General features: G+C 69.2%; 21 protein-coding genes, 1 tRNA gene and 1 other RNA gene. 9 read left to right on the plus strand and 14 right to left on the minus strand.

Translation table 11 applies throughout. The features are described 5' to 3' along the window. Nucleotides 1-43 precede the first annotated feature (43 nt). Both NF556_RS02330 and NF556_RS02335 read left to right on the plus strand, forming a co-directional pair. Nucleotides 44-1,861 carry a cell wall-binding repeat-containing protein gene (locus NF556_RS02330; RefSeq protein WP_252593900.1) on the plus strand — a complete coding sequence of 606 codons (1,818 nt, stop codon included), beginning with the start codon at nucleotides 44-46 and terminating at the stop codon, nucleotides 1,859-1,861. A gap of 442 nt (nucleotides 1,862-2,303) precedes the next feature. Beyond that, a complete protein-coding gene (locus NF556_RS02335) occupies nucleotides 2,304-2,816 on the plus strand; it encodes a hypothetical protein (RefSeq protein WP_252593901.1) in 513 nt (170 codons plus the stop codon). A 425-nt stretch (nucleotides 2,817-3,241) separates the two neighbouring features. Here the strand turns inward: NF556_RS02335 and NF556_RS02340 are convergent, their stop codons facing one another. After that, nucleotides 3,242-3,529 carry a hypothetical protein gene (locus NF556_RS02340; protein ID WP_252593902.1) on the minus strand — a complete coding sequence of 96 codons (288 nt, stop codon included), beginning with the start codon at nucleotides 3,527-3,529 and terminating at the stop codon, nucleotides 3,242-3,244. 194 nt (nucleotides 3,530-3,723) lie between these two features. On the opposite strand from NF556_RS02340, the gene NF556_RS02345 reads away from it, so the two are divergent. Next, nucleotides 3,724-4,167: a hypothetical protein gene (locus NF556_RS02345; protein WP_252593903.1), complete on the plus strand. Its 444-nt coding sequence runs from the start codon at nucleotides 3,724-3,726 to the stop codon at nucleotides 4,165-4,167. 155 nt (nucleotides 4,168-4,322) lie between these two features. On the opposite strand, the gene NF556_RS02350 is transcribed toward NF556_RS02345, so the two are convergent. The 8 genes from NF556_RS02350 to NF556_RS02385 all read right to left on the minus strand — a co-directional run bounded on the left by NF556_RS02350 (nucleotide 4,323) and on the right by NF556_RS02385 (nucleotide 9,546). After that, nucleotides 4,323-4,787, minus strand: a complete 465-nt coding sequence (locus NF556_RS02350; protein WP_252593904.1) for an SRPBCC family protein — start codon at nucleotides 4,785-4,787, stop codon at nucleotides 4,323-4,325. A 2-nt stretch (nucleotides 4,788-4,789) separates the two neighbouring features. After that, nucleotides 4,790-5,293, minus strand: a complete 504-nt coding sequence (locus NF556_RS02355; protein ID WP_252593905.1) for a LytR C-terminal domain-containing protein — start codon at nucleotides 5,291-5,293, stop codon at nucleotides 4,790-4,792. Between the two features lie 56 nt (nucleotides 5,294-5,349). Further along, the gene (locus NF556_RS02360; protein ID WP_252593906.1) at nucleotides 5,350-5,652 is read right to left on the minus strand and encodes a type II toxin-antitoxin system VapB family antitoxin; all 303 of its coding nucleotides are present in this window, start codon (nucleotides 5,650-5,652) and stop codon (nucleotides 5,350-5,352) included. Between the two features lie 35 nt (nucleotides 5,653-5,687). After that, the gene (locus tag NF556_RS02365) at nucleotides 5,688-7,361 is read right to left on the minus strand and encodes a vWA domain-containing protein (RefSeq protein ID WP_252593907.1); all 1,674 of its coding nucleotides are present in this window, start codon (nucleotides 7,359-7,361) and stop codon (nucleotides 5,688-5,690) included. A gap of 87 nt (nucleotides 7,362-7,448) precedes the next feature. Next, an RNA gene (gene ffs, locus NF556_RS02370) (signal recognition particle sRNA small type) lies at nucleotides 7,449-7,545 on the minus strand. Nucleotides 7,546-7,659: 114 nt separating this feature from the next. Next, nucleotides 7,660-7,747 (minus strand) — tRNA-Ser (locus NF556_RS02375). A gap of 116 nt (nucleotides 7,748-7,863) precedes the next feature. Next, a complete protein-coding gene (locus tag NF556_RS02380; RefSeq protein WP_252593908.1) occupies nucleotides 7,864-8,910 on the minus strand; it encodes a zinc-dependent alcohol dehydrogenase family protein in 1,047 nt (348 codons plus the stop codon). 54 nt (nucleotides 8,911-8,964) lie between these two features. Continuing rightward, a complete protein-coding gene (locus NF556_RS02385; protein WP_252593909.1) occupies nucleotides 8,965-9,546 on the minus strand; it encodes an AAA family ATPase in 582 nt (193 codons plus the stop codon). Nucleotides 9,547-9,698: 152 nt separating this feature from the next. On the opposite strand from NF556_RS02385, the gene NF556_RS02390 reads away from it, so the two are divergent. From NF556_RS02390 to NF556_RS02400, 3 genes are all read left to right on the plus strand, one after another. Then, complete coding sequence (locus NF556_RS02390) at nucleotides 9,699-10,937, plus strand: arginine deiminase (RefSeq protein WP_252593910.1); 1,239 nt, start codon at nucleotides 9,699-9,701, stop codon at nucleotides 10,935-10,937. Between the two features lie 3 nt (nucleotides 10,938-10,940). After that, entirely contained in the window at nucleotides 10,941-11,306 is a 366-nt protein-coding gene (locus tag NF556_RS02395) for a sterol carrier family protein (protein ID WP_252593911.1), read from the plus strand. A gap of 390 nt (nucleotides 11,307-11,696) precedes the next feature. Further along, on the plus strand, nucleotides 11,697-12,692 hold the full coding sequence (locus tag NF556_RS02400) for a hypothetical protein (protein WP_252593912.1): 996 nt from the start codon (nucleotides 11,697-11,699) through the stop codon (nucleotides 12,690-12,692). 164 nt (nucleotides 12,693-12,856) lie between these two features. On the opposite strand, the gene NF556_RS02405 is transcribed toward NF556_RS02400, so the two are convergent. Next, on the minus strand, nucleotides 12,857-13,090 hold the full coding sequence (locus NF556_RS02405) for a hypothetical protein (RefSeq protein ID WP_252593913.1): 234 nt from the start codon (nucleotides 13,088-13,090) through the stop codon (nucleotides 12,857-12,859). Nucleotides 13,091-13,144: 54 nt separating this feature from the next. Continuing rightward, entirely contained in the window at nucleotides 13,145-14,026 is an 882-nt protein-coding gene (locus tag NF556_RS02410; RefSeq protein ID WP_252593914.1) for an LLM class flavin-dependent oxidoreductase, read from the minus strand. Between the two features lie 206 nt (nucleotides 14,027-14,232). Between NF556_RS02410 and purF the strand changes: the two genes are divergently transcribed. Beyond that, complete coding sequence (gene purF / locus NF556_RS02415; RefSeq protein ID WP_252595670.1) at nucleotides 14,233-15,822, plus strand: amidophosphoribosyltransferase; 1,590 nt, start codon at nucleotides 14,233-14,235, stop codon at nucleotides 15,820-15,822. Between the two features lie 25 nt (nucleotides 15,823-15,847). Next, nucleotides 15,848-16,951, plus strand: coding sequence for a phosphoribosylformylglycinamidine cyclo-ligase (gene purM, locus NF556_RS02420; RefSeq protein WP_252593915.1), 1,104 nt, complete (start codon nucleotides 15,848-15,850; stop codon nucleotides 16,949-16,951). Between the two features lie 57 nt (nucleotides 16,952-17,008). On the opposite strand, the gene NF556_RS02425 is transcribed toward purM, so the two are convergent. From NF556_RS02425 to NF556_RS02435, 3 genes are all read right to left on the minus strand, one after another. Further along, complete coding sequence (locus tag NF556_RS02425; RefSeq protein ID WP_252593916.1) at nucleotides 17,009-17,578, minus strand: hypothetical protein; 570 nt, start codon at nucleotides 17,576-17,578, stop codon at nucleotides 17,009-17,011. 90 nt (nucleotides 17,579-17,668) lie between these two features. Further along, the gene (locus NF556_RS02430; protein ID WP_252593917.1) at nucleotides 17,669-17,869 is read right to left on the minus strand and encodes a DUF3073 domain-containing protein; all 201 of its coding nucleotides are present in this window, start codon (nucleotides 17,867-17,869) and stop codon (nucleotides 17,669-17,671) included. Nucleotides 17,870-18,040: 171 nt separating this feature from the next. Beyond that, the gene (locus NF556_RS02435) at nucleotides 18,041-18,772 is read right to left on the minus strand and encodes a copper resistance CopC family protein (RefSeq protein WP_252593918.1); all 732 of its coding nucleotides are present in this window, start codon (nucleotides 18,770-18,772) and stop codon (nucleotides 18,041-18,043) included. Between the two features lie 42 nt (nucleotides 18,773-18,814). Here NF556_RS02435 and NF556_RS02440 point away from each other — a divergent pair, with 42 nt between their 5' ends. Further along, complete coding sequence (locus NF556_RS02440; RefSeq protein ID WP_252593919.1) at nucleotides 18,815-19,447, plus strand: IMPACT family protein; 633 nt, start codon at nucleotides 18,815-18,817, stop codon at nucleotides 19,445-19,447. Nucleotides 19,448-19,480: the final 33 nt, after the last annotated feature.

Genomic DNA, 19,480 nt, shown 5'->3' on the forward strand with positions numbered 1-19,480 from the left:
CGTCGGCACGTGAGGTGGACCACCGCACCTGGGAAGGTCCCACATGTCCCGCACTCTCAGCGTGGCGCTGGCCTCGGCCGCGTCACTTGCTCTGCTCGCCCCTGCGGCCCTTGCCGCACCCAATGACGCCGAGGCCACCGAGGCCGCTGCCGGCTACATCGCCGAGAACATCGACCCCGAGACCGCCGGTGCTGGCGCCACCGCCGACGCCGTGCTGGCCCTGCTGGCCGCCGGTGGCCACGACGAGCGGGTCGCCGATCTCGTGGAGACGCTCGAGGCGCAGGCACCCGACTACGCCGTCACCGGCCCGGCCGCGGGCAAGCTCGCCCTGGTGGCTGCCGCCACCGGTGCTGACGCCAGTTCCTTTGGCGAGGTCGACCTGATCAAGGTCATCCAGGACTCCATCACCGAGGACGGCGCGTGTGACGCCGGCTTCCCCTCGGCCTTCGGCAACGCCTGGTGCATCATCGGCCTGGACCGCAACGACGCCGAGGTGCCGGACGAGCTGCTCGCCAACTCCTTGGGCTTCCAGGACGCTGCGACCGGCGCCTTCGGCTTCGAGGGTGACGACGGCTTCGTCGCCGACGCTGACTCCACCGGCCTGATGCTCAACGCGCTGTCCGGCGTTGCCTCCGACCGCGAGGCGGCGCTGTCTGCCGCGGCGGCTCGTGACTACCTGGTGGACACGCAGACCGAGGACGGCTACTGGGAAGGCTACGTGCCCGTCAACACCACCGGCCTGGTGGCTCCGGCCCTGCAGACCGTCGGTGTCGACATCGACACCACGGTCGAGTGGGTCGCCGATCAGCAGGTCGACGACGGCGGCCTGACCGCTGAGATCGGCGGCGAGCAGAGCAACCTGGTGGCCACCACGCAGGGCATCCTGCCGCTGGCCGGCGAGAGCTACCTCTCTGTCGGCGAGGGCGGCACGGACACCGTCGAGCTCGACGTCCGGGCCAACAGCGTCACCCGCGTGGGCGGCGACAACCGCTATGAGACGGCCGCCGCTGCCAGCTCCCGCTCCTTCCAGCCCATTGTCGACACCGTCTATGTTGCGACCGGCCAGGAATACGCCGATGCCCTGACCGGCTCAGCCCTGGCCGGGCACCAGAGCGCTCCGGTGCTGCTGGTCCAGGAGAACCACGTGCCAGCCGCCACCTCCGCCGAGCTTGCGCGGCTCGACGCCGGCTCGGTCGTCGTGCTCGGCGGCGAGGTCGCCGTCTCCGATGACGTCGTGGAGCAGCTCGCTGAGATCTCTGGCACCGAGGTGACCCGCCTCGCTGGCGAGAACCGCTACGAGACCGCGGCGAACGTTGCCGGCGAGTTCACCGATGTCGACCACGTCTTCGTCGCCACCGGCACGGAGTATGCCGACGCGCTGGCCGCGTCTGCTGCTGCCGGGGCGGACGGGGAGCCGGTCCTGCTGGTGAACGAGGGCGGCGTCCCCGACGTGGTCGAGGCCTACCTGGAGGACATCAAGCCGTCCTCCGTCACGGTGCTCGGTGGCACCGAGGCTGTGTCCGAGGCCACCATCGAGGAGCTGGGCGAGTACGTCGAGACCGTCGAGCGCGTCGCCGGTGACAACCGTTATGAGACTGCTTCCGCGCTCTCCGCGCAGCGTGGCGAGTCCGACGGTGTGGTGCTGGCGACCGGCCAGGACTTCCCGGACGCGCTGACTGGTGCGGCCTATGCGGCCATGGGCGAGGACCCGGTCCTGCTGGTGCAGCAGGAGCGCGTGCCCAACGCCTCGCTGGCCGAGTTTGACCGGCTCGCTGCTCGCGCCGTGCTGGTGCTCGGTGGCACGGCCGCCGTGTCCGACACGGTCGTGGAGCAGGTGCGCCAGCACAACTACGCCGGCTGATCAGGCGTGACCCGCTGAGCACGTCTCAGCTTGACCCGCGAGGGCGTCCCGGAGTCTCCGGGGCGCCCTCGCGGCGTTGTGCCTCGCCGGTGTCCTCCCCTCGCGCCTCCCCGTGTCGTGCAGGGGCGGTCATCGGTGCCCGGTGTTGCACGACGGTCGCGAGGTGTGCCGGTGGGTGTCGTGCAGGGGCGGTCATCGGTGCCCGGTGTTGCACGACGGTCGCGGGGGTGTGCCGGTGGGTGTCGTGCAGGGGCGGTCATCGGTGCCCGGTGTTGCACGACGTTTGGACCACCGTGGTGAACATTTCCTGAACGAACCCTGAGAGAAGTCTCATCGTGCTTTCATGCCACCCTCACACGCGCTTCATAGCGTCCTTCTCAAGCCCGGAGAACCTCCTCCCCGGGCGTTGGCGAGGCACTGCCTCCCTGAGAAAGGAACTCTTGTGAAGCGCATCCTCAGCACGATGGCCGCAGGCGCGGTCCTGGCGGCAAGCATGATGATGACCGCCCCAGCCGCCCAGGCGGGGGACCGGACCTGTTCCGGGACCATCAAGGCGGTCACCATCGACGACAACGTCATCGTCCCCAAGGGCAAGACCTGCACCCTGCTCGGCACCAAGGTCAAGGGCAACGTCGAGGTCAGGAGCGGCGCCACGCTGAAGGCCACCAACGTCCGGGTCGACGGCAACATCCAGTCCCAGGGACACAAGTGGGTCTCCGCGGCCACGTCCCGGATCGAGGGCAACATCCAGTTGAAGTCGGGCGGAGCGATCAACCTGCGCTCCAACGTGGTCGATGGCGACATCCAGCTGTTCAGCAACACCAAGGCCGGCGCGAAGTACGTCTACCGCAACACGGTCGACGGCAACCTGCAGTGCAAGTCCAACAAGCCGGCGCCGTTCGGAGGTCAGAACAAGGTCGACGGCAACAAGGAGAACCAGTGCCGCAAGCTCTGACCCCGCAGAGCTAGCCGGCACGTCCCAGCAGGCCCCGTGAGCGCCGCCCCACGCTCGCGGGGCCTGCCCCTGTCTGCCATGGGTGATTCCGCGCCGCCGCCACCATCACGGCGGTGTCGTGTAGAACCGGTCACCCGTGCCCGGTGTTGCACGACGTCACGTGGTCGTTTGAGGAACCCGAGAGCTTGTCCACAGGGACTCCTGCGCGGTGGTGGCGGTTTGGTGCACAGTGGCGCGATGAAACGGGTGACCGATGGCCGTGGGAGCGTCTCGACCCGGGGGTCAGAGCAGCCGCTAGAGACGCCCCCGCAAGAGACGCAGCAGCCGCGAGAGACGCTGCCGCGAGAGACGCAGCAGCAGCGAGAGACGCGGGAGCCTTCGTCGCGGCGCGAGCGACAGGAACGACGTCGCACTTTCGCGAGTGTTCAGGCCGAGCGCAACGGCGGGGTGGTGCATCGGCGCACCCTGCGGGCGGACAGGATCTCTCGTGATGAGGAGCGCAGCGAGGTGCGGGGAGGCCGCTGGACCGTCGTGGGGAGGCACACGATCTTCATCGGGCCACCCACAGCGGGCGGGCTGGCTGCGCCCGACGGTTCCTGGCCCTGGCGCAGGCCAACGACCTGGCCTGCCACGGCTGCGTGGGCGGTGTGGGAGTCGGGGTCTGGTGCCCTGCTGGACGGCAGCTCAGCGCTCTTGATGGCTGGGTTGAGCAACTTTGATGACTCCGTGATCCACGTGACGGTGCCTCGAGGCTCTCGTTCGAAGCGGCTCCCGGGGGTGCGCCTGCACCGACCTCGGATGGCGCACCGATCGGCTGGGCCGGGGTTGCCCAGAGTGTCTGTCGAGGCGGCGACTTAACGCGGCCGGGTGGGCTGTCAGTGATCGTCAGGCCGCGCTGCTCCTGGTGATGCCGGTCCAGCAGCAGCTGACGACGGGGGATCGTCTGCTCGCGGAGTGGTCAGCACGACGTCGGAGCATTGGGCGAGTCGACTTCATCAGCACCATCCTGGACGACGTCACGAACGGCGCGCAGGCGCTCGGGGAGTTGGACTTCGCGAAGCTGTGCCGAGAGCACCGGGTGCCTGAGCCCAGTCGGCAGGTCGTTCAACGTGGACACAAGGGCCGGATCTATCTCGACGTCCAGTGGAAAGAGCACCGTGCGGGCGCGGAGATCGACGGAGGGCAGCACGGTCTGGGGTTGAAGCGGGTCGAGGATTCGTTGCGCGACAACGAGCTGGTGATTGTCAAGAACCCCGTGCTCCGCATCCCGGTGCTCGGCCTGCGCACTGACCCAGACGCCTTCATGGACCAGGTGCAGCGGCTGCTCGCCGGTCGGGAGTCGAGCGAATAGTGGCAGCGGTGTCGTGCGGGAGCGGTCACGGGTGCCCGGTGTTGCACGACAGGGGCGGCGGGTGCGGTGGTGGTGTCGTGCGGGAGCGGTCACGGGTGCCCGGTGTTGCACGACAGGGGCGGCGCAACGGGGCGGAGGGGCAGGGTTTTGGGCTCTCAGGCCTGCGTCTCGGCGGCGGTCGCAATGTCCGCCAGGTCCTGCTCCAGCGCCTTGCTGCTCGCCCGCGCGGCGAACCTGCCGAACATCTTCATCGCCATGGACTGCAGACCCGAGGCAGTGCTGACGTCGGCGGCGAAGCGCATCGTCAGCTCCGTTTGGGCTCCGTCGGACTGCGGCACGAGGGTGAAGGTCGTGGTGAACCGGGTGCCGCCCGCCTCCGACTGGACCTCGGTGCTCCGCAACGGATCACACCCGGCGACCCACATCTCCTGCGTGGCCGACCGACCGAACATGGTGCGGGTCTCGCGCCACCGGGTCCCCACGGCATACGGTCCGTCGGTCATCAGGTGCACGGAGGCGACGCCGCTCAGCGTCTGGGCCGCGTGCTCCAGGTCGGTCAGCACCTCCCACACCCGCTCGGGAGAGGCCGTGATGACCCGGCTGATGGTGGCCTCGCTCATGGTCACTCGGTCTCAGTGGCGGACTCGTCGGTCTCCGCGGGCTCGACCTCCACGAAGTCCGTGCCGATATAGAGATCGACCTCGGCGTCCTCGCGGGTGTCGGCGACCAGCACGGCATCGGGCACCAGCGTGCTCAGCAGCTTGGCTGCGTCTTCGCCCTCCGGGCCATGCCGGATCTCGGCGACCTGTGGGGCCTCGGTGCCCTGGGGGGCGTTGTCCACCGCGTCGATCTCGAAGCCGTGGCTGGCCAGGGCCTCGCTGGTGCGACCGGCGATGCCGACCGCGCCCGAGGCGTTGTAGATGTTGACCGTCACCTCCTCCGGCTGCAGCGACGGCGCCGCCGTCGTGGCGGTCACCTGGTCACTGTCACCGGTGCCACCATCATCGTCGGGCAACCAACCCTGGAAGTAGGCCAGGGCGTAGAGACCAACGGCCGCCAGCACGGTGACCAGCGCGGTCAGCACAAGGGCAGCGCGACGGCGACGACGGCGAGCGGCAGTCGACATGCCGGCAGTGCGGACATATCCCACGGGAGAACTCCTCTAGATCCGGTGAGCGAACGCTATCGAGCACTCGGTGCGGTGACCACGAGGACACGCCCGTGCACGAAGGGCCGTCCCGCGAGAGCGGCCCGCAGCGCACGGTGCAGGCCGTCCTCGAGATAGAGCTGATCGCGAAACTCCACCACATGGCAGAAGATGTCGCCATAGAAGGTGGAGTCCGCTGCCAGCAGGTGCTGCAGGTCCAGGGTCGACTTCGTGGTGATCAACTCATCGAGCCGGATCATCCGCGGTGGCAGGTGGGACCAGTCCTCCAGATGGTGGGGTGGGTAGGGCTGCCCGTCGCCCACTCCCTGGAAGATCATGGCCACAGTCTAGAGAACGCCTCCCCGGCCGGTGCTTAGTCGTCGCTGGGCCGCTCGGACAACTCCAGGTCCGAGTCGAGCAGGCCGAGCAGTTCCTCCACGCCGTCGACGTCCTCAGCGGCCAGGCTTTCGGCCTCGGTGCGCAGTTGCTCGAGGGTGGTGCCGCGCTCGGTCACGATGCTGTTGCCCTTGAGCAGCTCGGCCGAGTCGGCCACCAGGGCGGCCAGGCGCAGGGTCTGTGACGACTCGTCCTGGGACCACGTGATGGGCGCGTTGACCTCCGCGGTCTCCCCGGACTCCGGGTCGGCCCAGCGCAGCCGGGCCTCACCGACGGCAGCACCGTCGGTGACAGCGTCGGTCGGGATCAGCTCGTAAAGGGCAGAGACGCGGTGTCCCGCACCGAGCTCGCCGGCGTCCACGGTGTCGTCGCGGAACTCGTCGTCCTCCAGTGCGCGGTTCTGATAACCGATGAGGCGAAAGGACTCGACGAACTCGGGGTTGAACTCGACCTGGCTCTTGGCATCGCGCGCCACGACCGTCAGCGTCTGCGTGAGGTCCTCGACAAAGAGCTGCTCGGCCTCCTCGAAGGTGTCGAGATAGGCGTAGAAGCCGTCGCCCTGGTTGGCCAGGGACTCCATGAGGGTGTCGTTGTAGTTGCCCATCCCGTAGCCGACAGTGACCAGGTGGATGCCCTCCTCGCCCGCGCCGGCGATCTCGTCGGCCAGTGCGTCCCCGTCGGTCATGCCGACATTGGCGACGCCGTCGGAGGCCAGCACCACCACGTTGATGCCATCCTCGATGTGGGCCTCGCGGGCCTGCTGATAGCCCATCCGCAGACCGGCCTCCATGTTGGTGGAGCCGCCACTGGTCAGGTCGTCGATGGCACCGATGATGATGTCGCGGTCGGCGACCTTGGTCGGCTCCAGCACCGGCTCGGCGTCATCGCCGTAGGTGACGATCGCGATGGTGTCGTCCTCGTTGAGGCTCTCGGCCAGCAGCGCCAGGGACGACTTCACCAGCCCGAGCCGCTCCCGGATGTCCATCGAGCCCGAGGTGTCGATCACGAAGGTGATGTTCGCCGGCGGGCGGTCCTCGCCGGCCACATCCTGCGCACTGATGCCGACGCGCACGAGGGCGGTCCCGTCCTCGGCACGCGGCGCCGCCCCGGTCTCCACCTGCAGGCCCAACGCGCTCTGCTCAGGTGAGTTGTCGGCATACGCAAAGGAATTGACCCACTCCTCGACCCGGATGGAGTCCGGCTCCGGGGCCAGGCCCTCGGCGGCCTGGGACTGCGCCACGCGGTAGGAGCCGGTGTCGACATCCAGGGCGAAGGTCGACTGCGGGCTCTCCTGGGCCGCAACCCATTTCGTGTCCCCGACGTCGGTGAACTCGTTGTCCTCCCCGGGGCTTGGAGGAGGAGGCATCGGTCCCGGCGGCACCGGCATGGGCTCAGCGACATCGGCTTCCACGGCCCCCTCCTCCTGCGCGGAGTCGACGGCGGAGGGTGCTGCGGCCCCGACGGCACCATCCCCGTCCGCGGCCTCGGTGTAGTCCTCGAAGTAGCGGCGCGCGCCCTCGTGATCATCGGCGGTTCGCTCAGGGCCCGTCGTCCTCGTGCCCTTGTCGGGGTCGTTCGGCTCGGGGTCCCCTGAGCATGCCGTGGCACCGAGCCCCACCACGAGCAGCACTGCAAGCATCGTCTTCTTCATGACCCTGCGACGGTGGGTGGTGCCGCAGCGGTTCCCACCGACTCGGTCACGAAGGCATAACGGCGTCACGTGCCCTGGGCGGAGACATGAAAAGGCCCCCCGCGCACCTGGAAGAGCTCACCTGCCCTTGCTGCATTCCTGCCCTGGGGGAGTTCAGTGAGGTACCACCGCACGGGGGACCGGCTCCAGTGTAGAGGGCAGGGCGGGGTCTGACGAAACCCTGTTCGTGGACCCGGAGACCTCGAAACCCCCGGCCCTGTTGGGGGCCGAGGGTCTCGTCGTCCTGGGTCAGGACTCGTGGCGGAGGATGGGGGATTTGAACCCCCGAGGGTTTTATCCCAACACGATTTCCAATCGTGCGCACTAGGCCACTATGCGAATCCTCCGTCGCAGAGGTTACCTGACGGGCTGCTGACCTCCGAAATCGGTGGGGCCCGATCGTGGAGTCCGTATGCCGCGGGGCCGGCGTCCGATCTTCGGCTCACCGGGGCCGGTGGCCGGCTCAGGGGCGCAGCATCACCTTGATGGCGGTGCGCTCGTCCATCGCGCGATAGGCGTCGGCGACCTGGCTCAGCGGCAGCACGGAGTCGAAGACCCGGCCGGGGTTGATCTGACCATCCAGCACCCGGGGGAGCAGATCGGCGAGATAGCCGCGCACCGGCGCGACGCCTCCCGCGAGGCCGACGTTGCGGCTGAACATCTGGCCCATCGGCGGCTCCGCACCGTGTGGCACACCCACGAAGCCGACGCTCGAGCCGGGGCGGGCGCTGGCCAGGGCCTGGTCCATCGACTCCTTGGTGCCGACGCACTCCAGCACGGCGTCCGCACCGACGCCGTCCGTGAGCTCCATGACACGGGCCACGCCCTCGTCACCGCGCTCGGCCACGATGTCGGTCGCGCCGAACTCGGTGGCCACGGCCTGTCGGTCGGCGTGCCTGGACATCGCGATCACCCGTTCGGCACCCTGCAGCGAGGCGGACAGCACCCCGCAGAGCCCGACGGCACCGTCGCCGACCACTACCACGGTGCTGCCGGGCTGCACCCGCGCGGAGACGGCGGCGTGCCAGCCGGTGGCCAGCACGTCGGTGAGCGTGAGCAACGACGGCAGCAGGGCCTCGTCTGGCTGCTCGGGCGTGGCGACCAGCGTGCCGTCGGCCAGGGGCACGCGCACGAACTCGCCCTGGCAGCCGTCCACGAAGTCCCCGTTGCGGTCCTTGCCGCCGAAGCCGCCGCCGTTGGCGCACACTGACTGCATCCCAGCCGCGCAGTGGGCGCAGGTGTTGTCCGACCACAGGAACGGCGTGATGACGAAGTCGCCGGGGCGCACCGAAGTCACCTCGGCGCCGACCTCCTCGACCACGCCGATGAACTCGTGGCCGATGCGCCGTGGCCGGGTGACCTTTGAGACGCCGCGATAGGGCCACAGGTCCGACCCGCACACGCAGGTCGCTGCGACCTTGACGACGGCGTCGGTGGGGCGGAGGATCTCGGGGTCGGGCACCTGCTCGAGGCGGATGTCTCCCGGGGCGTGCAGCACAGTGGCGTCCATGGTGCCCATTCTGTATGCCGACCCGCACCGTGTCCGCACAGGGCAGCAGATCGCTCATCCCGACAGCCAGGCCAGGATGCGCTCGGCGGACTGCTCCGGAGCCAGCTCGCTGGTGTCCACGCGAAGGTGCGGGTGCTGTCTCAGCAGCCGCAGGCCCGGCAGGTCCGCGTCCTGGTCCCCGCCGGTGTTCATCACGTGCCGCTGCATCTCGCGCACGTTGGAGTCGGACCACTCCACGTCGCGCTTGGACCGCTTCTCCGCCAGCCGGTGCTCGGTGCGATTGCGCTGGAGCCGCGTGTCCAGCCCCGCGGCCAGTTCCACGAACGAGATGGCGGCACCACGGTCGACGTAGGGAGAGATCTGCTGAGCGATCTCCTCCGCGTCCTCGGGGATCTCGAGCCCCCACACATAGGTCATCACCAGGTCCGTCCCGGCCGCAGCAGCCTCCTCGACGACCTGCTGGCGCAAGGCGCCGATCAGACGTCGGAACGGCGGGGTGCCGTAGTCGAAGACCTCCAGCAGCGGCTCGATCATGGCGTGGTTGTGGAAGAGTCGGAACTGGCTACGCTCGACGACCCTGCGTCCGATGGTCATCTTGCCCACCGCCGGGGGTCCGAAGATCACAACGAGGTGCATCCCTGCAGCCTGCCACGTGCCTCTTCGCCGGCCGGCGCGGGAGGTGACGTGCCGGGAGAGCTGCCCCACGGCATACTCTCCGGGTCTCTCCACGCCCGATCGGTGCGAAGATGGGAACCGCCGACGCACCGCAGCGACGAAAGGGATCAGCAATGCCACTCCACGTGGGCTCCGAGGTGGGCCGGCTCCGGCAGGTGATCGTGCACCGACCTGACCTGGAGATGCACCGCCTCACCCCGGAGAACAAGGAGCGCTACCTGTTCGACGAGATCCTCTGGGTCGAGCGTGCGCAGGAGGAGCATGACGAGTTCGTCCGCGTCATGCGCGAGCGTGACGTCACCGTGCACCACTTCCACGAGCTGCTCGAGCAGACGCTGGCCATCCCCGAGGCGCGGCGGCAGATCCTGTCGCAGACCCTGGATGACCGCCATCTCGGTCCGTTCGCGTCCCAGGAGATGCATGAGCTGTTCGACAAGATGGCCGACCGGGAGCTCACGCAGTTTCTGATCGGCGGCATCACCAAGGCTGAGGTGCTGGAGCGCATGGACGCCCCGCGCTCGGTCGTCATCGCCCAGATGGACCCGCACGAGGCGCTGCTCGCCCCGTTGCCCAACCACCTGTTCACCCGGGACACGTCCGCCTGGCTCTATGGCGGGGTCGCGGTCAACTCGATGCACAAGAAGGCCCGGCGCCGCGAGACCGTGCACTATGAGGCGATCTATCAGTTCCACCCGATGTTCAAGGACGTCGGCATGGACTGGTGGACCGAGGGCGTCGAGGCGGGACCCGCCACCGCCGAGGGCGGCGACATCCTGGTGCTCGGCAACAAGGTGCTGCTTGTCGGCGTCAGCGAGCGGACCACCACGCAGGGGGTCGAGCGCCTCGCGCAGCGCACCCTCGCCTCCGACCAGATCGACACGATCATCGCGCTGGACATGCCCAAGGCGCGGGCCGTGATGCACCTGGACACCGTGATGACGATGCTCGACGAGCAGACCTTCACCAAGTATTCGGGCCTGCCCGACCTCTCGAGCTACACCATCACCTCCAACGGCGCCGGGGACTCCGCGCTGCCCGACCTGCACATCCGCTCCAACGACCCGGCCGACATGATGCAGGTGATCGGGGACGCGATGGGCATCGGCACGCCTCGTGTCGTCGCCGCAGACCAGGACCCACGCGCCGCGGCCCGCGAGCAGTGGGACGACGGCTGCAATGTGTTGGCTCTCGAGCCGGGTGTCGTCATGGCCTATCAGCGCAACACGGTCACCAACGACTTCCTGCGCGGACTGGGCTTTGAGGTCCTGGAGATCGCCGGCCAGGAGCTTGGGCGCGGTCGCGGCGGTCCTCGCTGCATGTCCTGCCCCATCGAGCGCGATCCGCTGGGCTGAGGGTTGCCGCCACGTCGACGCACCCCGCTGGACCAGGGCGAGCAGGCCCTGGCGCTCTGGCGCTCGGCACCGGACGAGGTGCCCCGCCAGGCGCTCGCCACGGCTGTGCGATACACGCTGGAGGAGCTCGCCGAGCGCGCACCCGGCCGCTCGGTCGAGGTCCGCGTGCCGCCCTTCGGTGCTGTGCAGTGCATCGAAGGCCCGCGCCACACTCGCGGCACCCCCACCAACGTGGTGGAGGCCGACGCGCAGTCCTGGCTGCGGATGGTCACCGGGGCCTCCACCTGGGAGCAGGAGCGCGAGGCGGGCGCTGTCCGCGCCAGCGGCCAGCGCGCCGACCTCTCGGAGTGGCTCCCGCTGGACCTGTGACCTGCTGGTTCTAGTTTCTGCGGTGATATCCCAGGCTCTGCGGTGTGGGCGCGTGACCTGGTGGTTCTGCTGGACGTGTGATTGGCGCGACTCACGGCTCTGCGGTGTGGGCGCGTGACCTGGTGGTTCTGCTGGACGTGTGATTGGCGCGACTCACGGCTCTGTGCTGACCTTGCGCACGGCTCTGTGCTGACCTTGCGATTTCGACCTCGCACTCTCGCTCCGGTCCGCGCATCAGCAAGGTCGCAATCTCAAGGTCATTGCCGCCTGCGCTGGGCATGGCTGGGGTGGGTGACGTGTGGCGCCACCGAACTGGACGATGTGGCCGGCCAGGAGTGCCTGTGGATAAGTGGCACAGCAGCGCTCCATGCCCAGGCACACTGGCTGCGCATGGACACCGACAGCGAGCAGGGACGCGCACAGAAGTCGGCGGATCGTGCCCAGCGAACAGCAGCCGCGCGCCGCAAGCGGGAACGCCGTCACGCCTTGGCGGAGTCAGTTGCTGCTCCGTATGACGGGCGAGCGACGATCGCCATGCTGGTGAAGGCAGGCTTGACGCGAGGCCAGGTGGCCGGCGAGGTGGACCGGGGTGCGTGGGCGCGCGAGGGGCGCCACACCCTAAGGATCACGCCACCCTCCGACTCCGAGCGGGCCCAGTGGTGGACAGCACTGTGGGAGTCCGGCAGCCACGCGGTGCTGGACGGGCCGACTGCCCTGCTTGCAGCTGGCCTGAAGTCGTGGAACGAGTCAGTCATTCATGTGAGTGTCCCCAACCGGGCCACAGTCCGTCCCCTTGACGGAGTTGTTCACCACCGGCTGCGTGACATTGGCCCTGCCTTAACCTCAGGGCTGCGGCGCACGCGACCGGAGGTGGCGGTGATCCGAGGTGCACAGTGGGCCACCTCGGATCGGCAGGCAGCCACGCTCGTCGCGATGACTCTGCAGCAGCGACTCGTCGCTCCAGCCGCCGTGCTCGCTCGGTGGTCGGGGATTCACTATTCGGCCCGGCGGACAGTCCTCCACGACGTGATCCAGGACGTCTGCAACGGCGCGCACTCCCTGGGCGAGTTGGACTTCGCGCGGGAATGCCGAAGACGGGGGCTGCCCGAACCAGTCCGCCAGGTCGTCCGCACCGGACCACGGGGCCGCGTCTATCTCGACGTGCACTGGGAGCACCCCAATCTGCACGTCGAGATTCAGGGCGCGCATCACTACGAAGGCTTGGGGGTGGTTGAGGACTCTCTGCGCTTCAACCACCTTGGGCTGCAGGACAAGAACATCACCAGCCTGCAGGTGCCGGTCCTCGGTCTGCGGGTTCGCGCAGACGACTTCTTCGCGCAGATCCGGTTGGCGCTCGCCGAGCAGGATCCACCCGTGGCGAGCTGACCTTGAGAATTCGACCACGGTGATGCCTGCCCGTTCAGGCATCTGCAAGGTCTCAATCGCAAGGTCAGCGTTGACCGCGGTGATTGGAGGCGGACTAGCGCTGGAGCGAGTGCTCGCGGGGCGGGGGGGCTGGTGCGGAGGTGGACAGTGCTGGGGCCAGCGCGCTATCGGCGGGTGAAACGCTCCGCGACGAGATAGATGATGCCGCCCAGCAGACCGCCAACGAGAGCGCCAGGCACGGCCATCACGATCATCTCCTGTGCCGGAGAAGCGTAGGGCGATGCCGGCCCGAAGTAGGCCAGGAGAACCCCGACGATCAACCCGATGAGGGCGCCAGTCGCCAGGAACGGCACCATCCGGGGACGGCGGGTGATGGGTCGGCGCTGCGGGGTGGTCACGCCCTCAAGGATGCCACGCGCACCTGAGAACAGGCACTCGGGCGGAGTGCGACGTCAGGTGCTCGGGGGTGGCACCGACGCGAGGTAGGCCTCCAGCACACCGAGGTCTCCCGAATAGGGCGCCTCGGGACGCGGCCAGTGCACGATCACGTCGGTGAACCCGAGCCCCGCGGCGCGCCCCACCTGCTCGGTCAGGAACTCCACGCTGCTCAGCGCGGCTGGTCCCGAGGCATCAAGCGTCAGATAGCGGTCCAGCGGCCGGGCGCCAGCGCCAGCGGCCCCCACAGACTCAGCCTCAGAGAACCGCTCCGCGCGCTCTGCGACGCCCCGCCACCACTCGTCCACCGCATCCCGCTGGGCCCAGTCGCCACTGGCAGGGCCGGTGGTGACCCAGCCCTCGGCATACGTCACGGCGAGCTCCATCGCCCGCGGCCCCTCCGCGGCGACAACCAACGGCGCCGCGACCGGGGTGAGGTTGCGGGCGTCGACAGCGGTGAAGAACTCCCCGGCATGGTCGACGTGGTCCTCGCGCAGGCACCGGTCCAGCAACGGCACGAACTCGCGGAACCGACGGGAGCGCTCGCCCCGGGTCAGCGACTCGCCCAGGAGAGCGGCATCGAGGTCGCCACCGGCACCAACGCCCAGCAGCACCCGCCCACCGGAGATGTCATCGAGTGTGACGACATCACGGGCCAACTCGACCGGGTGCCGGAAGTTCGGGGAGCTGACCAACGTGCCCAGCTTGATCCGATCGGTGACCATCGCGGCCGCCGTCAGCGTGGCGACGGTGGAGTGCCACGGTGAGTCCGGGAGCCCGCCCCACACCAGGTGGTCATAGGTCCACGCGTGGTCAAACTCGAGCTCGTCGGCACGCCGCCAGAGGGGCTCGGCCACGGCCCAGGGGTGCTCGGGCAGGATGCAGATGCCATGACGCATGCGTCCAGGGTAGGCGCGAGGGCGACGCCGTGCGCTCGGTGCCCTCGTGACTCGCAACACGGCGCGCTCGGTGCCCTCGTGACTCGCAACACGGCGCGCTCGGTGCCCTCGTGACTCGCAACACGGCGCGCTCGGTGGGGCTGGGGCTGGGGGGCAACACGGTGCGCTCGGTGAAGTGGTGGGGCGGTGTGTGGGACGATGGACTCGTGGCACGCGCAGACGGACGGCTCTCCCACGATCTGATGCCCGACGAGAAGGCCCCCCAGGATGAGTGCGGGGTCTTCGGTGTCTGGGCGCCGGGGGAGGAGGTTGCCAAGCTCACCTACTACGGCCTCTATGCCCTGCAGCACCGCGGGCAGGAGGCGGCCGGCATCGCGACCAGCGACGGCCGATCGCTGCTGGTCTACAAGGACGTCGGCCTCGTGTCCCAGGTCTTCGACGAGTCCAGCCTGGCCTCGCTGCGCGGTCACCTCGCGGTCGGCCACTGCCGCTATTCCACCACCGGACGCAACTCCTGGGAGAACGCCCAGCCCACGCTTGGCGGCACGCAGGACCAGACCGTCGCCCTCGCGCACAACGGCAATCTGATCAACACCGGGGAGTTGCGCGACCAGCTGGCCGAGGCCTATGGCGGCGACCTGAGCAAGGCCCCCGGCGAGCTCCGCCGCGGCAACACCACCGACACCGCCCTGGTCACGGGGCTGCTCACCGCCGACCCAGACCTCTCCCTCGAGGCCTCGGCCCTGCAGGTGCTGCCCACCCTGCGGGGCGCGTTCTGCCTGGTCTTCTGCGACGAGCAGACGCTGTATGCCGCTCGCGACCCCCAGGGGATCCGTCCCCTGGTCCTGGGTCGGCTGGAGCGGGGGTGGGTGGTCTCCTCCGAGACCTCCGGCCTGGACATCGTGGGTGCCTCGTTCGTCCGCGAGGTCGAGCCCGGTGAGCTGATCGCGATCGACCAGAACGGCCTGCGCAGCCAACGGTTCGCCGAGACCGACCGCAAGGGCTGCGTCTTCGAGTATGTCTATCTCGCGCGCCCCGACACCACCCTCAACGGCCGTGGTGTCTATGAGTCGCGCGTGGAGATGGGCCGGACCCTGGCCCGGGAGCACCCGGTCGAGGCGGACATGGTGATGCCGACGCCCGAGTCGGGCACCCCCGCAGCGATCGGCTATGCGGAGCAGTCCGGCATTCCCTACGGCAACGGCCTCGTCAAGAACGCCTATGTCGGGCGCACCTTCATCGCGCCCAGCCAGACCATCCGCCAGCTCGGCATCCGGCTCAAGCTCAACCCGCTGCGCGAGGTGATCCGCGGCAAGCGCCTGGTGGTCGTCGACGACTCGATCGTGCGCGGCAACACCCAGCGCGCCCTGATGCGGATGCTGCGCGAGGCCGGCGCCGCCGAGGTGCACGTGCGGATCTCCTCACCGCCGGTGCGTTGGCCCTGCTTCTATGGCATCGACTTCGCCACCCGCGCCGAGCTGATCGCCACCGGTCTGGACGTGGAGGACATCCGGCAGTCCATCGGCGCCGACAGCCTGGGCTACATCAGCCACGACGGCATGGTCGCCTCCACACAGCAGCCGCGCGACCAGCTGTGCACCGCCTGCTTCTCCGGCGTCTACCCGATCGAGCTGCCCGAGTTCGAGAAGCTCGGCAAGGACGTCCTCGAGCTCGACTTCCCCACGGGTGACCGGATGGCCAAGCCGGCCGAGCGGCATACGCCCCTGCACGCCCGCGCCGACGGGGTGCCGCTGTCCGCCCACGGTGGCGCGGCCGACGCCGTCACCCGACCCTGACCCACGTGCTGCCCGAGGAGACCCGTTGAGCGAGCCGATCACCTATGCCGGAGCCGGTGTGGACGTCGAGGCCGGCGACCGCGCTGTCGAGCTGATGAAGGAGTCGGTGGCTCGGGCACAGCGCCCCGAGGTGGTCGGCGGGCTCGGAGGTTTCGCCGGACTGTTCGACGCCAGCGCGCTGCGTGGCATGAGTCGCCCGATCCTGGCGACCAGCACCGACGGTGTCGGCACCAAGGTCGCGATCGCGCAGGCGATGGACCGGCACGACACCATCGGCATCGACCTGGTCGGCATGGTCGTCGACGACATCGTGGTCAGCGGGGCAGAGCCGCTGTTCATGACCGACTACATCGCGTGCGGCAAGGTCGTCCCGGAGCGCATCGCAGCCATCGTCTCCGGCATCGCGCGGGGCTGTGAGCTGGCCGGCGTCGCCCTCGTGGGCGGCGAGACCGCTGAGCACCCCGGCCTGCTGGCGCCGGACGAGTATGACGTGGCCGGGGCCGCCACGGGTGTCGTTGAGTATGACGACGTGCTGGGTCCGCAACGGGTCCGCGAGGGAGACGTGGTGCTGGCCCTGGCCTCGTCGGGGTTGCACTCCAACGGCTATTCCCTCGTGCGGCGCGTGATCGCTGCCGCAGGGTGGGACTGGGGCCGCCACGTCGACGAGCTTGGGCGCACGATTGGGGACGAGGCCCTCGAGCCGACCCGGATCTACACCAAGATGCTGCTCGATCTGATCCGCACCCCGGGCCTCAACGTGCATGCGCTCTCGCACGTCACCGGTGGCGGGCTGGCGGCCAACCTCGCACGGGTCCTGCCGACTGGGGCGCTCGCGACCGTCGACCGCTCGAGCTGGACCCCGCCGGCGATCTTCTCGCTCGTGCAGCACCTGGGGTCGGTGCCGCAGGCCGACCTGGAGCGCACCCTCAACATGGGCGTCGGTTTCGTGGCTGTGGTCCCGGGAGAGCAGGCCGATGCGGCCGTGGCGCGTTCTGTCGAGCTGGGCGTGCCCGCGTGGGTGCTGGGCGAGGTGGCGGCCGACACCGGCGAGACCGGGGCGGACATTGTGCGTGGCGCCAAGGGCGTCGACGGCGGCGCCGTGCAGGTCACTGGCTCACACACCTCCTGACCCTCGGGCAGGTCAGCGCTGCACTGCACGGGCAGTGGCAGGGTCACCGTGGTGGGGTCACTGCGGCGGGGAGACGACCACCTGAATCGACGTGGACTTCACCTCACCGACAGGGCCGGCGAACAAGGTGTCGGCCACGTCGCTGGCGGACAGTTCGTTGAGCACGGTGGGCGGGGAGGTCTCGGGGTTGACGAGGAACACCCGACCGGCTGCCTCGGGCAGTTGCACGTCGAGGGCGAGGGTGGTGAAGGCGGTCGGGACCTGCTCAAAGGTCCAGGTCGTGCCATCGCTCTCAACATCCGCATCCGGGTGGCGGCCGGCATCAGTCAGTGCGACCTTGGCCCCGATGGCGGCAGGGGCGCAGCCAACTGCCTCCAGGTCAGCCCACGTCGGCTCCTCGCCCGTCGGCTCTTCGCCCTGCGGCTTCTCACCCACCGGCTCCTGGCACTGCAGCGTCGACACGGTCATGTCGTCGTATTGCCAGTAGTTGTTGGACTGGGCCACCGAAAGGACCATCAGAGCTGCAGGGATGAGCAGCAGCCAGGCCCAAGCCAGCCGGAAACGGCGCTTCTTCTGGGGTCCCGCGTCAGGGTCGTCGACCCACTTTGCCTCGTGCCAGGCAGGCATCCGGATCCCCTTGCTCTTCACCCACCGAGCAGATGGCCCAGGGGACAGATCCGCCGTGACCGGGAGGTCCCGGACTCGGCGGTCGTGCGGTTAGTTCTCGGAGGATGCCCAACGGTCGTAGGCGTCGTCCTCCTCGGACTCGTCATCAACGGACTCGTCGGCGCGAGCGGTGACGGGTTTGCCGTCTGCTCCCAACTCGCGCGCGAGTGCGTTGAGGTCAGTGTCCGGAGAGTAGTACTTCAGTCTCCGGGCGACCTTGGTCTGCTTTGCTTTGGCCCGGCCGCGCCCCATGGCGAGACCCCCTTGTGCGTTGTGCGGAACAGCATCGCCTGCGCGGAGGCACCCTCGTGCCACCACACCGCGGAGCCGGTCCGGGGAATGTGTCTGTCGTAGGACTCAATCTACATGATCCGCGAGATGGATTCTTCATCAGGCGCCAGCGGGCGCGGTCGGACAAGCGGCTCAGTTGCGACGGAACGCCAGGAATCCGCAGGCCACGAGGCCGACGGCGGCCAGTGCCGCGACCAACCAGCCCCACGCCGGTATGCCGCCAGAGGGCTCGGTCACGTCCGTCTCGGCGGCCGCGGCACTTGCCTCAGCGTCGTCCCCGGGATCGGTCGCCGGCGCTTCGGTCGCCGTCGTCGGAGCGGGGGTGGCCCCAGCGTCAGTCTCCGTCGCGTTCTCGGTCGCGTTCTCAGTCTCGTCCGCCGGGGCCGTCTCGGTTGCCGTCGGCTCCAGGGTGGGGGTGCTCTCACCGGTCGGGGCGTCGGTGGTGGGCAGCTCATCCGAGGGGGCGTCGGCTGCCTCGAGCGTGAACGGGATGGTGCCCGAGATCGGGTGCCCGTCGGAGGAGGTGACGCGCCAGGTGACCTCGTAGTCGCCGTTGACGAGCTCGTCCGCCAGCTCCTGGGTCACCGTGATGCCGTCCACGGTGGGCGTGCCCTGGACCACGTCGCGACCCTCGGGTCCTGTGACCACGAACTGCACACCCAGCTCGGAGATGTCGCCGGAGAAGGTCAGCACGAGCTCACCCGGAGCGGTCGTGACCACCTCATCGGCGGCCGGGTCGCTGTCAATGATCGAGTCGTGAGCCGAGGCCGGGAGTGCCGTGAGCGTCAGCCAGAGGGCGATCAGGAGGGCGCCGAGCGCCGTCCGACCCCCTGGCCGCCGCCCTCGGTGGAAGAGGGTGGACATCCGCTCATGGTAGCCCGTGACGCAGGCGCATATCCTGCGCCCATGGCCACGACGGGATACCGGACGATCAACGCACCGGTGACTGCCTCCATCGAGGAGCAACGATCCGTCTTCGAGTGCCGTCTGGAGCGGGTGGCTGACGAGGCGGGGGCCAGGGGCGTGATCGAGACCGCGCGTGCCACGCACTGGGACGCCCGACACCACTGCTCGGCCTGGGTCCTGGGACCCGACGGTGCTCTCACCCGGTCCAACGACGACGGCGAGCCGTCGGGGACCGCCGGGGCGCCGATGCTGGAGGTGTTGTCCCACAGTGGATTCAGCGATGTGGTGGCCGTCGTGACCCGTTGGTTCGGCGGGACGCTGCTGGGGACCGGCGGCCTGGTGCGCGCCTACGGCGACGCCGTGCGAGCCGCTCTCGCGGACGCCGAGCCGCAGGCTCGTGAGCTCCGCCGGCGGGTGACCCTTGAGGTGGGGCACGCCGACGCCGGCCGGATCGAGCACGATCTGAGGGCCAGCGGCGTTGTGGTGACGGACGTGGACTACTCGACCCTCGTCATACTGCATCTTGCTGTCCCGGCGGGGAACGAGCAGGAGGTGAGCGACCTCGTGGCTCGCTTCACCGGCGGCACCGGTGAGGCCGTGGTGGGCGAGACCGAGTGGGTCGACCTGGCGTGAGGGTCGGACCCGTCACAGCCCAGGTCCGTCAGA

The organism is Ornithinimicrobium faecis, assembly GCF_023923225.1.
Taxonomy (GTDB): Bacteria; Actinomycetota; Actinomycetes; order Actinomycetales; family Dermatophilaceae; genus Ornithinicoccus; species Ornithinicoccus faecis.

Bases quoted from the DNA above. Each gene is read 5' to 3' on its own strand.
- NF556_RS02330 (WP_252593900.1), top strand. From the start codon at position 44: ATGTCCCGCACTCTCAGCGTGGCGCTGGCCTCGGCCGCGTCACTTGCT.
- NF556_RS02345 (WP_252593903.1), top strand. From the start codon at position 3,724: ATGCCGGTCCAGCAGCAGCTGACGACGGGGGATCGTCTGCTCGCGGAG.
- NF556_RS02350 (WP_252593904.1), bottom strand. From the start codon at position 4,787: ATGAGCGAGGCCACCATCAGCCGGGTCATCACGGCCTCTCCCGAGCGG.
- NF556_RS02355 (WP_252593905.1), bottom strand. From the start codon at position 5,293: ATGTCGACTGCCGCTCGCCGTCGTCGCCGTCGCGCTGCCCTTGTGCTG.
- NF556_RS02360 (WP_252593906.1), bottom strand. From the start codon at position 5,652: ATGATCTTCCAGGGAGTGGGCGACGGGCAGCCCTACCCACCCCACCAT.
- NF556_RS02365 (WP_252593907.1), bottom strand. From the start codon at position 7,361: ATGAAGAAGACGATGCTTGCAGTGCTGCTCGTGGTGGGGCTCGGTGCC.
- NF556_RS02380 (WP_252593908.1), bottom strand. From the start codon at position 8,910: ATGGACGCCACTGTGCTGCACGCCCCGGGAGACATCCGCCTCGAGCAG.
- NF556_RS02385 (WP_252593909.1), bottom strand. From the start codon at position 9,546: ATGCACCTCGTTGTGATCTTCGGACCCCCGGCGGTGGGCAAGATGACC.
- NF556_RS02390 (WP_252593910.1), top strand. From the start codon at position 9,699: ATGCCACTCCACGTGGGCTCCGAGGTGGGCCGGCTCCGGCAGGTGATC.
- NF556_RS02400 (WP_252593912.1), top strand. From the start codon at position 11,697: ATGGACACCGACAGCGAGCAGGGACGCGCACAGAAGTCGGCGGATCGT.
- NF556_RS02410 (WP_252593914.1), bottom strand. From the start codon at position 14,026: ATGCGTCATGGCATCTGCATCCTGCCCGAGCACCCCTGGGCCGTGGCC.
- NF556_RS02425 (WP_252593916.1), bottom strand. From the start codon at position 17,578: ATGCCTGCCTGGCACGAGGCAAAGTGGGTCGACGACCCTGACGCGGGA.
- NF556_RS02430 (WP_252593917.1), bottom strand. From the start codon at position 17,869: ATGGGGCGCGGCCGGGCCAAAGCAAAGCAGACCAAGGTCGCCCGGAGA.
- NF556_RS02435 (WP_252593918.1), bottom strand. From the start codon at position 18,772: ATGTCCACCCTCTTCCACCGAGGGCGGCGGCCAGGGGGTCGGACGGCG.
- NF556_RS02440 (WP_252593919.1), top strand. From the start codon at position 18,815: ATGGCCACGACGGGATACCGGACGATCAACGCACCGGTGACTGCCTCC.